The organism is Methanosarcina sp. DH2 (genome assembly GCF_020804225.1).
GTDB lineage: Archaea > Halobacteriota > Methanosarcinia > Methanosarcinales > Methanosarcinaceae > Methanosarcina.
This window is the reverse complement of sequence record NZ_WJBI01000010.1, coordinates 37,776-50,657: the sequence shown is the minus strand read 5'-3', so window position 1 is coordinate 50,657 and position 12,882 is coordinate 37,776. Positions and strand designations below refer to the sequence as shown.

The window sequence follows — 12,882 nt, the reverse complement described above, 5'->3', positions numbered from 1 at the left end:
GATATCAGGAGATCTAAAAATGGCAAGCAAAGAAGACATTATTGCAAGAGCAAAAGACGCAATTACAGATTTTGATGATGAACTCGCAGCAGAAATCGCAGGGGAAGCCCTTGTTGCAGGGATTGACCCTGTAGAGCTCATTGAAAAAGGTTTCACCGCAGGCATGCAGGAAGTTGGAGAGCAGTTCGAACAGGGAACCCTTTTCCTGCCCCATGTGCTTGCAGCTGCCGAAGCGATGAATGCAGGCATGGAAGTCATCAAGCCGGAAATGGAAAAGCGCAAATCTCAGACCAAGAGCCTTGGAACCGTTGTCATAGGAACTATCGAAGGTGACATCCACTCCATAGGAAAGGACATTGTTGCCTCCATGCTCAATATTGCAGGCTTTAACGTAGTGGACCTCGGAAGAGATGTCCCAATAAAGACCTTTGTTGAAAAATCAAAGGAACTCAAACCACAGATAGTCGCATCCTCCGCCCTTATGACCACTACCATGGTCAACCAGATCCAGATCGAGGAACAGCTAAAAGAAGCAGGTATCCGCGGACAGATCAAGACCATGGTCGGAGGCGCACCCGTTACCCAGGACTGGGCTGACAAGATCGGCGCAGATCTCTATGGGGAAAGTGCCACTGATGTCGTCAGCAAGGTAAAAGCAGCCTTACTTTAAAAGGCTCAATAAGCAGAAAATGCAAAAGATTTTATCAAATGCATTTTCTGCCCCATTTTATTTTGTACAGTTTTGCGAAACCGATAGCTGAGGGTATAGGCAAAAAACTCTGCAAATCCGGTCATAACTCACGGGAATAAGCAATTATGAAAAGGCTGTGCAGTGAGCCTGTTCATTATTATATCAGGTAGATATGCTGATCTGCGGCAACAAACTGACAATTTTAAAGCTATAACAATTGTCTAAAATGAAAGCTTAAAGCAATTGTCAAAATGCCTGTAAACTGCAGTTAAAACGGATAAAAAACGGAGAAAAAAATGGCAAGCCACTACTGTAGTTAAATTTATATACAGTAAGCCAAAGAGTATAGTTCCTAAATTAAATATTACAGTAAGTATAATTCCCTGAGATATAATATGCCCGTAAAGGGTTCGCAAACTGTGCTTTCAGGCTGTGGAATAGGGCTGAGACGGACTCCTGCCCTGAGGGAATTCTACAGCACTTTGAAAAATGGAGGGATTTTCCGTGGATTTAAAAGCCTTAAAAAAACAGGAAAATAAACGAAAGATCAGTAAAGGGTACATGTGGGCCTTTTTCTGTGCTTTATTCTGGGGTGTCTGGTATTTGCCAGGGACCGTTGTGTGGGTTCTTAACCCGTTCGATGAAATGTACAGCGCCATTGCCGCAACAAGTGGGGACGGTGTATCCCTGGTTGTAACTGCTGTGCTGATTACTGCTTTCAATGCGCTTGCCGTTATGGTCGCTCTTATGCTCTGGAACGGAGTGCTTGGTAAATACGGGGAACTTGGCCGAACTCTCAAGGAATTCCACCCGTGTTCCAAATGGTTCTTCCTTGCCTCTATTTTCGGTGGTCCTCTGGCAATCCTCGGTTCTTTTATTGCCATGGGATTTATAGGTGGAGCATTTGCAGCTGTTGCCGGACTTCTTTACCCTGTCGTGGGCTCGATTCTTGCCTACTACTGGTATGGAGAAAAGATTTCAAAGAGGGCAGCAATTGGTATCGGGGTTATCGTCCTCGGAGGTATTTCTATCTACGGTGGTGGACTTCTTACAGAACTTTCGTCTGGCAACGTTCAGTGGATCGGGTACCTCGGAGGTTTGATGGCCGCTGCTGGCTGGGGCATTGAAGGCGCTATCGCAGGCAAAGGGCTTGATATTGCAGAGCCTGATGCAGGATTGACCTTACGTTTCCTCGGAGAAAACGTCATCTGGTGGATCATTATTGTGCCTATCCTGGCACTCATTGGGTTCCCGATGTATTCCTTTGCATTCCAGGCTTTTGAACCTCTAACTCTGCTGGTCCTGGTCTTTGCAGGTATAACATTTGGTTTCTGTTATGTTACCTGGTACAAATCTTTCCCACTTATCGGGGTTGGAAGAGGTCAGGGTATAGGAAACCTTTACGGGTTCTGCGCGGTCATATTTATTTTCCTCTTCTTCGGGGATGTTCCGCAGTGGACTATTCTTGTCGGCGGCACGCTCTGTATTGCTGGCAGCTTCATTATGTTCACTGAAGATGCAAGTGAACTCGAAACCCTGAGAGGCGAATAAGATGAGTGGAAACCGACCTATTAAGTTCAGGATCCTGGAACTTTTGCTGGATGGAAAGGAACACTGGAACTATGAGATTGTCTCAAAGATCCAGGAAGAATACAATATGAAGAGTGCATATGGCAGGGACAGCATCAACTTCGATATTATTGAACTGGCATCCGGAGGGATGCTAAAAGATGTCGAGCAGAAAGTCGATGAGGCAGGGGTCTACAAAAAAGATTTCCTACTGCACAAATATATGATCACCGATTTTGGAAAAGCCCGTGGCTCTGACGCCTGCCTGAGGTATGTGTAATCAACGGAGGATAAAAAAATGACACAAACAGCAGCAGCTCTTGAAGCTTACAACGCTTACTGGGCAAATTCCTTCATACCCGCCGGGCATGTCATGTGGATGGTCCTGATTCTGGTTCTGGCAGTAATTGCTCTATGGCAGGCAAGGACTTTCGTGTCTAAGTTCTGAACCCCAACAGAATATAGCTATTCCAGATCTAATACTAATAAACAACATAAATGGTGAAGAAATGGCAACTGAATATGCTTTGAGAATGGGAGACGGGAAACGTATCTTCCTTACAAAAGAAAAGATCGTAGAGGAACTTGAGGCAGGTGTGGCAAATGCCGCCGACCTCGGTGAGATCTCCGGTCTGAGTGCCGATGAAGTCGACAAGCTTGCAGAAATCCTTATGATGCCCGGAAAGGCAGTCAGTGTGGAACACGGCATGGAAGTGCCTGTAACTCACGATATCGGGACTCTGAGACTTGACGGCGACCAGGGGAACAGTGGCGTAGGTATTCCCTCAAGCCGGCTTGTCGGCTGCATGATGCACGAGAGAGCTTTTGGCGCCGACACAATGGAACTCGGGCACATTGACTACAGCTACAAACCTGTAAAACCCGTGGTCTCAAACGAATGCCAGGCAATGGAAGTCTGCCAGCAGAACATGGTTATCCCTCTCTTCTACGGTGCAATGCCTAACATGGGACTCTACTACACTCCTGACGGGCCTTTCGAAAACCCTGGTGACTTGATGAAGGCTTTCAAAATTCAGGAAGCCTGGGACTCCATGGAACATGCAGCCGAGCACCTTACAAGGGACACTGTCTGGGTTATGCAGAAGCTCTTTGCCTCGGGTGCGGATGGTGTTAACTTTGACACAACGGCTGCAGCAGGCGACGCTGACATGTACGGAACCCTGCACGCAATCGAAGCCCTCAGGAAGGAATTCCCTGACATGTACATCGAAGCCGGTATGGCTGGAGAATGCGTGCTTGGTATGCACGGAAACCTGCAGTATGACGGCGTGACCCTTGCAGGGCTCTGGCCACACCAGCAGGCTCCACTTGTTGCAAAGGCAGGAGCAAATGTCTTCGGACCTGTATGCAACACAAACACCAGCAAGACTTCTCCGTGGAACCTGGCACGGGCAGTAACTTTCATGAAGGCAGCGGTTGAAGCGTCCACTATCCCCTGTCACGTTGATATGGGTATGGGTGTGGGCGGAATTCCGATGCTTGAGACTCCCCCAATCGATGCCGTTACAAGGGCAAGCAAGGCAATGGTCGAGATTGCCGGCGTAGACGGCATATAGGTCGGGGTCGGCGACCCTCTGGGTATGCCGATCTCCCACATAATGGCTTCAGGTATGACAGGTATGAGAGCAGCCGGAGACCTTGTAGCAAGGATGGAATTCTCAAAGAACATGAGGATAAAAGAAGCAAAAGAGTATGTGGCAAAGAAGCTCAGTGTTGACACAATGGATCTCTCAGATGAGCACRTTATGCGCGAACTCCGTGAAGAGCTCGATATTGGCGTGATCACCTCAGTCCCGGGTGCCGCAAAGGGCATTGCTGCAAAAATGAATATCGAGAAAGTTCTCGATGTCAAGATAAACTCCTGTAATCTTTTCAGAAGACAGATTGCTTAAGATGGACTGGTTCAGGCTTCGGCCTGTACCTTCGTCCATGAAATGGAAAAACGGCAGGAAGCAAAAAACGGGAACAGCCCTCAAAAATGCTTTCATATCTCCGGAAAACCGCTCTGGAAATTTCCTTCCCGATCCGTATTCCGGGGATGAATCTCTGCCGTCCTTTCCATTTTCTTTTTATTGAATGTCTTATTGGATTCTTTTCGCTTGTTTCTTTTTGATCTCTGGTGACTTACTCCTGCCTGCTTCCTTCAGAAGCGAGGAAAGGGCTCTGGTTCATGCCTTTTTCTTTTGAAAACAGGTTTTCATGTTCACACACTGCTTTCGACAAGTATCAGATAACAATTGATTTTTGATCTTGAAGTACAAACTTTGATTTTAATAGTAACACTTATGTCTCTAAAATTAAAAACTCCTCTTTCTACGAAAACAAAATTATATCTCGAAGTATTTTAGTGAAAAAAACACTATTTACGATATTAATGGTCAGTGTATTAGCAATAAGTGCTGCTGGTTGTGCGGCTACAGACGATACGACACCCGGCACTGCTGATGAAATAATATACTCTATAGTTTCTATAAACTCCTATATAGATGAAATTATTAACAGTACGGATAGTATGACTGCAGACAGAGCAAAGGAAATCGCTCTTGTTCATGCCGGACTTGCAGAAGCTAATGTCACTTTTTTCACGGTAAAACCTGACACAGATGATGGCAGACCGGAGTATGAAATCGAATTTTATAGTTAACACTGAATATGATTATGATATTGATGCATCTATGGGAGATATTTTAAGCTACAACTATGATGCGGAAAACTATGCGGCATTCATCAGTACACAGTCAGATGATAACAATACGTATATTGGTCAAGAAAAGGCAAAATCCACATCACTTGCAAAAGTTTCTGGAGCAACTGAATCTGACATGCAGCTTTATCTGGATTATATGTTCTTTTCTTTGAAAAAACGCTGTTTTTAGCCTTAAGTGCTGCTTTTTAGCCTTATTTTTTACAGGAACGGTTATCTTTCTACATTAATGGTAAAATAGGTTTACACTGCTTAGCTGAGAGTTAAAAAGAAAGCATCATGATTTGATTGGTTTCAACAGAGTTTTTTTTATAAAACTGTACTGAAGCCCGGGTTTTAGAAACTGCTATTTCAACGGATTATTATATTTCAAACCCTTTTTATTTTTTTGCAGTCATTCTTCTTTGTTTTTCCAATTTGCAGTTTTTCCTTCGGGTCTGAACAGTTTTCATTTCGGATTTCCGGTTTAGTTGTTTTTAGTCTGGTTGTTCTGTAATTATATTTTTTTTAAGGACGTAATCGACTAAATACGATAAATTTATATATTTATACGTGCTTTTATTTATTGGTAAATCAAATTTACTTGATTTGCCTTGTAAAGCGCCATTTTAAATCTCCGTAATTCTGTAGACTCCTGAAACAATTTGCCTTTGAACCTCCATTACTTTTTTTCCTTTTTTTGTCTCCCTGAGTTGATTCTCTCTTTCTTTTTTCCCTGTTTCATCCTTTCCTTCTTTAATTTACCAGTCTCTACCTTTTTTTCTGTTTTTCTGTCTTTCATTCTCTTTGGTTCCCTGTGCCCTGAAATGGAAAGAAATCAAGTACTTTCAGGGTTTTCATTGCCAGCCCAAAGTTTATCAGTTGATACGATAATTATGCAGGAAATCCAAACCTGTAGATAAATGAATGAAAAGATCCTGATTTCTTGTCTTCATACCTGATTCTACGGTTTATCTTATATTCTGGTGAGAACCATGGCTGACACAATTCACTGGGCAGACGTCATAGCCGAAGACGCGTTAAATAAGAGTGGCAAGCACCTTGTTGCCACTGGAATCACTCCCTCCGGACACATCCATATAGGCAATATGAGGGAGGTAGTGACTGCTGATGCTGCTTATCGTGCTCTCCTTGACAGGGGAGCAGATGCCCGTTTTATCTACATTGCCGATAATTATGACCCGCTGCGTAAGGTTTACCCTTTCCTTCCAGAAAGTTATGCCGAGCATGTGGGAAAACCCATTTCAGAGGTTCCCTGCCCATGCGGGGAATGTGCAAATTACGCTGAGCATTTCCTGAAGCCTTTCCTTGAAGCACTCAGACGCCTTGGCATCAACCCCGAGGTCTACAGGGCGGCCGAAATGTACAGGGCAGGAATGTATACCGAAGCGATAAAGTCCGCCCTTGTGAAAAGGGACGAAATTGCAAAAATCCTTGAAGAGGTTTCTGGAAAAACAGTCGCAGAAGAATGGAGCCCTTTTAACCCCCGCTGTAACGAGTGCGGGAAAATAACGACCACAAAAGTCACAGGGTTTGATCTGGAAGCCGAAACTGTGGATTACGTCTGTGCCTGCGGGCACTCAGGGACGGTGCCGATGACAGGAGGGGGAAAGCTTACCTGGAGAGTGGACTGGCCTGCCCGCTGGGCTGTTCTCGGGGTAACTGTCGAGCCTTTCGGAAAAGACCACGCTTCAAGAGGCGGCTCCTATGATACAGGAAAGAGAATAGTAAGGGAAATCTACGGACACGAACCTCCCTATCCTATAGTCTACGAGTGGATAATGCTTGGAAAACAAGGGGCGATGTCTTCTTCTACGGGAGTGGTTGTCTCTATTTCTGATATGCTTGAGGTGGTGCCTCCCGAAGTCCTCCGTTACCTGATTATCCGTACAAAACCTGAAAAACATATCCAGTTCGACCCTGGGCAGCCTCTCCTTACAATGGTGGACGAATACGAGCGGCTCAGAGATAAGTTCCGGGAAAATGACCCCTCCCTTGGAGACTTTGAAAAGAGGATTTACGAACTCTCCAGGGCAACTGGCATCTGCCATCCGGAAATTCCTTTCAAGCAGATGGTAACAATCTACCAGGTTGCCAGGGGGGATTTCGAGCAGGTGCTGAAGATCGTAAAACGTTCAGGCTTTTCAATTGAAGATGAAAAGTGTATCAGGGAACTTGTAGATAATGTCTCCAGATGGCTTGAACTCTATGCTCCGCCTTTTGCCAGGTTCAGTGTAAAAGAGAGAGTGCCTGTGCAGGCAGCTACCCTTTCGGAACTCCAGAAAGCCTTCCTTGGGGCTTTTGCAGACCTTATTGAAGCGAGAGGAGAGATCAGCGGAGAGGAATACCATATGCTGGTATATTCCGCAAAAGATGAAGGTTCTGAACTGAACGGGCTGATCACGGAAAAGTTAAATGAACCGGTCCCACAGGTAGACCCTAAAGACCTTTTCAAAGCGATCTATACCTCAATTCTCGGGCAGAGCTCGGGCCCAAAAGCAGGCTGGTTCTTATCTTCTTTTGAGAAGGACTTCCTTATAACCCGGTTCAGGGAAGCTTCAACATACATCCCTGAAAAACGCTCATAAATAAAGTCAGATGGGTATGGAAAAAGAAAAGTAGACGTGGAAAAAGACAGACAAATATGGAAATAGATGATGCAGAGATCATAAAGGGTATGGGTATCACGGACACAGAGATGACCGGCACGGTAGATACAAAGGATACAGATGAACCAAATAATACAGATGAACCGGTGAAAAAGCCTGCAGGCTCTTCAAAAGAGCACTTCCTTGCCTGGGATAAGGAATATGTCCACCTAAAATGGGGGGGCCCAGCGTCTATCCGGAGTCTGCAGGCTTATCTTGCGCCAGAAGTGAGAGTCCTGGATGCAGGTTCGGGGAATGGAAGGTACCTTGGAGAGCTTTCAAGGCATTATACTTCGGTCGGGGCTGATATTTCCTTAACCGCTCTTGGAAGTTCCCGTACGCAGCTTGCGAGAAGCGGCAGGTTTGCAGAACATCTTGGAGCAAGTGTGCATGCCCTTCCTTTCAAATCCGGCTCATTTGACGGAATTCTCTGTTATGGTGTACTCCAGCACCTTTTTAAAGAAGAGCGGCAAGCTGCTGTCAGGGAATTCTTGCGCCTTCTCTGCTGTGAAGGTTTCGTTTTTTTCGAGGCGTTCGGCTGTGAGGATATGCGCTGTGGAGGAGAGCCTTCAAGCCCATTTGAAGAAAAAACTTTTGTCCGTCAAAACGGGATAATTTACCATTATTTTACTGAAGAAGAGGTAAAGGAACTTTTCTGCGGGTTTGAAGTCCTTGAACTGGAAAATGTAATAAAAGAGAAAACTTTTAGAGGGAAATCTTATCAACGGCATATGGTCAGGGGAGTTTTCCGGAAACTTTGAACTTAACTCATACTTTCTCTGAATCTTTCTACTCATCTGTTTTTTGCCGTTCCAGACCCTCTATATAACTTTAAAAACAACCTGAATACTTTATTTTTATTTTCATATAAAAGCTAGCTTAAGGTAATTAAGCACAATTATTACAAGGGCTCCGAAAATACCTCCTATTGCGCAGACCAGGACTGCTACCCAGGTGATTGCGATTTCAAGTCCTAGCAAAAATTTTGCTACTATCAGGGCTAAGATCCCAAGCACTGCATTTATTGCAAGGCTGGTGGCAGTCTTGAGCATTTTGTACAGCACAAACGCTGCTATAGCTGCCAGGATTAATACTGAGATTTCGGGAACTCCGACTACCATAGATTATACATAGTGTTCAAATTATTTATATTTATCACTGAGTTTTCTGAACCAGTTATGGCTTTTTGGGAATTTGTGCCAGACATAATTGAAAATGGCTACCGATCTTTTTTATTTGAGAGAGGTACACTATTTTACGGCATTTTTTCCCTCATAGAGCCCGGACAAATTTTATAATAATTTCATTAAGTACTGACTCGTTTGAATAAGCTCGTATATCCAGCGCAGGGTAAGGGTTCCCAAGCACCATTGCAGAGACTACAGCATCGGGCCTATGCAGGCAGAGCACAGGAATTTTCCGGTCAAGCGCCCTGCATATTTCATAGCCCACGCCCGTAGACGGTACTGTCACCTCTGCAATCAGAGCATCGCTTTTTGCAAGCAGCCCCATGTCTCTATCATAAATGTCCTGTTCAGTCATTTTTGATTCGTTTTCTTCCAGATCTGGGTCTGCAACATGCCAGCTAAGCACTTCTGCTCCTGCTTCCTCGAGGGCAGCGTACATAAACCGATATGTCTCAAGAAGCTGTCTTCCTCCCCTGATCGAGCCTGACAGGAAAATTTTCGGGTTCTGACGTTCTGCAACTTTCTTTTTTTCCATTATCCTACCACCCTTTTTATCTGCTATACCACACAGCTTTTTTGTCTGTTTTTCGGACTGTTTTTGTTTGTTTTTTATCTGTTTCAGTCCTCTTATTGCACGCCTCTGAAGTAATGCCCCGTGGTAAAACCTTTTCCGATATCCTCACATTTTTCCTTTGCCCTATCTCCTCTCTCACAAAATGCATCAATTGCTTTCCTGTATTTTCCTGTAATTCTCCTGATTTCTTCTGCATTATCCATTCCGAGAGTCTCAATTCTCAGGCTTGAGATTCCACTTTCTATAAATGCAGGGACATATTCAAGCATACAGAGGGATCTTGAGTTCAGGAGATGGGTTCTGCACTGATAGTCCATGAGCAGGGGAAATTCGTAATTCTTCTCATCTACCAGCGTAAAGTTTCCTGAGGTGCAGGGAGCACTGCAATGGTTTCCTTCTTTCCCGAGCAGCCCGTCTGCGAGGCAGTGTTCGGACTCCATCAGTTCGAGACGGCCGTGGACAACACACTCTGCAGGTCCGTGAGGAGCCACTTCTTTGAGCTCTTCAAGCGTCAATTCGGGAGAAATCACAGCCATTTCTGCCCCTTTCTGCAAGAGAAGGGCAAATGTATGACCGTTATAGATATTCAGGGGACTGTCTGCAATAAACGGGATCTTTTTTTCTTTTGCGAGGTTAAATGTACCCAGGTTTGAAACAAGGACACCGTCAGCTCCTAACTTTAAGACATTGGAAAGGGTCTCCTCAACCTGCTTCATCTCGGAATCCTTCACTATTTTAGGAGTATTGAAATAGATTTTTCTGCCTGCAGATTTGGCTTTCAGAACAGCACTTTCAAATCTGGAATCAAGGCATCTAAAGGAGGATTCCTCCACTTCGGAGTTTTTCTCTTTTCCTGTTGTTTGTGGCCTTCTAAAAAGCCCCTCTCCGAAGTAAACGCAGTCTGCTCCGCCTGCAAGAGCCCCTTCAAGCCCTTCGAGGGAATACACGGAAACTGAGAGCAAAGGCTTTCCCGGAAGTTTTTGGGATTTTAATTCCTTTATTTCCTCTATTTCCTTTGTTTCCTCTATCTCCGTTGTTCCCTTTGTTTCTTCTGCTTCCTTTATTTCCTCTGTCTCCGTTGTTCCCTTTGTTCCCTTTGTTTCCTCTATTTCCTTTGCCTTTCTTTCTCCAGGTGCAAGGAGCTGCAGATTTTCGAGAGGTTTCCGCTTCCATTTTGATACGCGCAGGTTTTCAAGCTGTAAAACCGCTTTCGTCCTCAGATCGTTCAGCTGCCCCACTGGAATAAAAATATCCTTATCTATATTCACGTTAAGTCCTGATGCCTCAAAAATCGTATTTCCAAGTTTTGTAAGCTGTTTTTCTACCTGAGCTTTTGAGGTTGGCAGTTTCTCAGCCTTCTCGACCAGATATTCGGATTCAACTGTCACTGTATTTGAATCGCTGTCCTTTATCTCGAGCCTGGCAGGTTTTCCCGGGGAAAGGGTTACCGTGAGAAATAACGGAATCCTGGGCCTCAAAGATCCGGATTCGCTTTCTTTTTTAAGGGAATCCATAAGCTTCTTGTCATGGGTCCTGTAAACCATGCTTCCTGATGGCGCCCTCGAATCAAAGGGGATCTCTATGACTTCTCCTTTTCCTGCACTGTATACAGGGCCCTTTTCAGAATACATTGAGGATATTATTTTTCCTTTGTCTTCAGGCCTTGTCTCGGCATTTTCGACCATTATACCGTCTCCCAGGCGAAGGGAGTTCGAAAGTTTTACACGGATGCGTTCCGTACGCCTGTCATAGCTAATAACCGTGCCTGCAGGAATGCCGCGGTTATGTGGATTTTCCCGGCTCATAAGTTTTCCGCGCGGGTTTCCAAAAAAATATCCTGAGGTAAAGCCGCGGTTAAAAAGCTGGGTAAGGGTTTCCTGCTCGTCTTCAGAAACCGAATAACCGGCAGGGTTTTTCAGGTAACTGTCAATCAGGCGGCTGTAGATCCTAACAACACCTGCAACATATTCCGGCCTTTTCATCCTACCCTCTATTTTGAAGGACTCTATCCCGGCTTCTATAAGGGCTCCGAGGCCTGAGGTCGTGTTAAGGTCCTTAGGGCTTAAAAGATAACTGCCGGCTGTTTTTATCTGCTTTCCTGCACAGTACAGCCTGTACTTTTTGCGGCACGGCTGGGCACAGTATCCCCTGTTTCCGCTTCTTCCCCCTATAAGGCTGCTCAGGAGGCACTGCCCTGAATAGGAAATGCAGAGGGCTCCGTGTACGAAAACCTCTATCTCCACATCATTTTTTTCTTTTATCTTTCTTATGTCTTCAAGCGAAACTTCCCTTGAGAGCACAACCCTTTCGATTCCCAGCTCTTTTACAAACCCGATTCCTTCGCTATTGTGCAAAGTCATCTGTGTACTTGCGTGCAGGGGAAGGTCAGGCAGGTATTTTTGGGAAAGGGAAATAAGCCCAATGTCCTGAATGATAATCGCATCTGTCCCCATTTCTCTCAGACGGGAAAGCAATATAAGAGCCCTTTCCATTTCCCTTTCTTTGAGCAGGGTGTTTACAGTTACGTATATTTTCACGCCCCTTAGATGGGCATAATCAATGGCTTTTTCAAGTTCTTCTTCTGAAAAATTGGATGCATATCCCCGGGCGCTAAAAGCCCTGGCTCCGAGATACACAGCATCGGCTCCGTTTTCTACGGCTGCCATAAGGGCTTCCATGCCGCCAGCTGGAGCCAGCAGTTCAGGTTTTGCAGGCTTCATCAGATGGGATTACAGAGTATGCTCTTAATTAATCTTTGGCATCCTTTCCTGCTGGAAAATTTAAGGTACTGAAATTAAAATTGGGAAGATAAAAAATGAAAAGGAAAAATAATAAAAGGAAAAAATAATAACAGGTGTAGATTAAGGAATTACCGGACAAGTCCGATATAACGTTTTTTCGAGTTATGCCTTTGGTCCTATTATCCAGGTCACGATCCTATCGCTCTTCTTATCTTTTGAGGTTTCGCAAAGTATTTTTCCATCGTGCATATGGGATTCACAGGAATAGCTAACTTTATCTTGCTTTCCAATGTACTTGAAGTGTATCTTGAAGAACCCTTCTGAGCACCCTATCCCGTATTTAATCCAGCCTTCGATATCCGCCCCGCCCTCGCAACTTCCTTCGCATGCAATGAGTTCAAAGATCTCTTCCTCATAAGATCCGACTTTTTCCGGAGCAAGGTGGCCTTTTTTGTATTTTCCCTTCTCAATTTTCTGAGCCTGAAGCACAAAGTTCTCACCGGTGTTGTTCAGGATCTTCAACTGTAACCCTTCAAGAGTTTCGATAGTTTCTGTTTCTGACATCTTCGATTACCCCGATAAATAAACAATCCAGATAAATTCCGAACAAGAGATTGCCTCTAATAAATAAAAAAGTATCTCAAAATATCTGAAAGTGAGCCTCTACCTGATAGAATACGTAACAGTTGAAATAATAGAGGCGCCGGATAAACTAAAGTTCTTAAAAATATATTCCTGGATAATCAG

13 protein-coding genes and 1 pseudogene are annotated in these 12,882 nt (G+C 44.6%); 10 read left to right on the top strand and 4 right to left on the bottom strand.

All coding sequences use genetic code 11. The features are described from left to right. Positions 1-19: 19 nt before the first annotated feature. The 10 genes and pseudogenes from FXV91_RS11930 to FXV91_RS11885 all read left to right on the top strand — a co-directional run bounded on the left by FXV91_RS11930 (position 20) and on the right by FXV91_RS11885 (position 8,394). Entirely contained in the window at positions 20-670 is a 651-nt protein-coding gene (locus FXV91_RS11930) for a B12-binding domain-containing protein (protein WP_229390826.1), read from the top strand. Positions 671-1,180: 510 nt separating this feature from the next. Beyond that, positions 1,181-2,242, top strand: coding sequence for a DMT family transporter (locus FXV91_RS11925; RefSeq protein ID WP_229390825.1), 1,062 nt, complete (start codon positions 1,181-1,183; stop codon positions 2,240-2,242). Between the two features lies 1 nt (position 2,243). After that, positions 2,244-2,540 (top strand): hypothetical protein, encoded by a 297-nt coding sequence (locus FXV91_RS11920; protein WP_229390824.1) that lies wholly within the window; start codon positions 2,244-2,246, stop codon positions 2,538-2,540. Between the two features lie 18 nt (positions 2,541-2,558). After that, complete coding sequence (locus FXV91_RS11915; RefSeq protein ID WP_229390823.1) at positions 2,559-2,708, top strand: hypothetical protein; 150 nt, start codon at positions 2,559-2,561, stop codon at positions 2,706-2,708. A gap of 61 nt (positions 2,709-2,769) precedes the next feature. After that, positions 2,770-4,173, top strand: a pseudogene (gene mtbB / locus FXV91_RS11910) ([dimethylamine--corrinoid protein] Co-methyltransferase). Next, complete coding sequence (locus FXV91_RS11905; RefSeq protein WP_229390822.1) at positions 4,166-4,357, top strand: hypothetical protein; 192 nt, start codon at positions 4,166-4,168, stop codon at positions 4,355-4,357. Before mtbB ends, FXV91_RS11905 begins: the two are co-directional and overlap by 8 nt. 298 nt (positions 4,358-4,655) lie before the next feature. Further along, positions 4,656-4,925 carry a hypothetical protein gene (locus FXV91_RS11900; RefSeq protein ID WP_229390821.1) on the top strand — a complete coding sequence of 90 codons (270 nt, stop codon included), beginning with the start codon at positions 4,656-4,658 and terminating at the stop codon, positions 4,923-4,925. Continuing rightward, positions 4,903-5,157 (top strand): hypothetical protein, encoded by a 255-nt coding sequence (locus FXV91_RS11895; protein WP_229390820.1) that lies wholly within the window; start codon positions 4,903-4,905, stop codon positions 5,155-5,157. The genes FXV91_RS11900 and FXV91_RS11895 overlap by 23 nt, the downstream gene beginning before the upstream one ends. An 802-nt stretch (positions 5,158-5,959) precedes the next feature. Continuing rightward, positions 5,960-7,573, top strand: coding sequence for a lysine--tRNA ligase (lysS, locus tag FXV91_RS11890; protein WP_229390819.1), 1,614 nt, complete (start codon positions 5,960-5,962; stop codon positions 7,571-7,573). A gap of 56 nt (positions 7,574-7,629) precedes the next feature. Next, positions 7,630-8,394: a class I SAM-dependent methyltransferase gene (locus tag FXV91_RS11885; protein ID WP_229390818.1), complete on the top strand. Its 765-nt coding sequence runs from the start codon at positions 7,630-7,632 to the stop codon at positions 8,392-8,394. A 102-nt stretch (positions 8,395-8,496) separates the two neighbouring features. Here FXV91_RS11885 and FXV91_RS11880 read toward each other — a convergent pair whose 3' ends face one another. From FXV91_RS11880 to FXV91_RS11865, 4 genes are all read right to left on the bottom strand, one after another. Further along, a complete protein-coding gene (locus FXV91_RS11880; protein ID WP_229390817.1) occupies positions 8,497-8,754 on the bottom strand; it encodes a pro-sigmaK processing inhibitor BofA family protein in 258 nt (85 codons plus the stop codon). A gap of 151 nt (positions 8,755-8,905) precedes the next feature. Continuing rightward, complete coding sequence (locus FXV91_RS11875; RefSeq protein WP_229390816.1) at positions 8,906-9,355, bottom strand: nucleoside 2-deoxyribosyltransferase; 450 nt, start codon at positions 9,353-9,355, stop codon at positions 8,906-8,908. A gap of 92 nt (positions 9,356-9,447) precedes the next feature. Next, the gene (locus tag FXV91_RS11870) at positions 9,448-12,114 is read right to left on the bottom strand and encodes a DUF3656 domain-containing protein (RefSeq protein ID WP_229390815.1); all 2,667 of its coding nucleotides are present in this window, start codon (positions 12,112-12,114) and stop codon (positions 9,448-9,450) included. Positions 12,115-12,297: 183 nt separating this feature from the next. After that, the gene (locus tag FXV91_RS11865) at positions 12,298-12,699 is read right to left on the bottom strand and encodes a hypothetical protein (RefSeq protein ID WP_229390814.1); all 402 of its coding nucleotides are present in this window, start codon (positions 12,697-12,699) and stop codon (positions 12,298-12,300) included. Positions 12,700-12,882 lie beyond the last annotated feature (183 nt).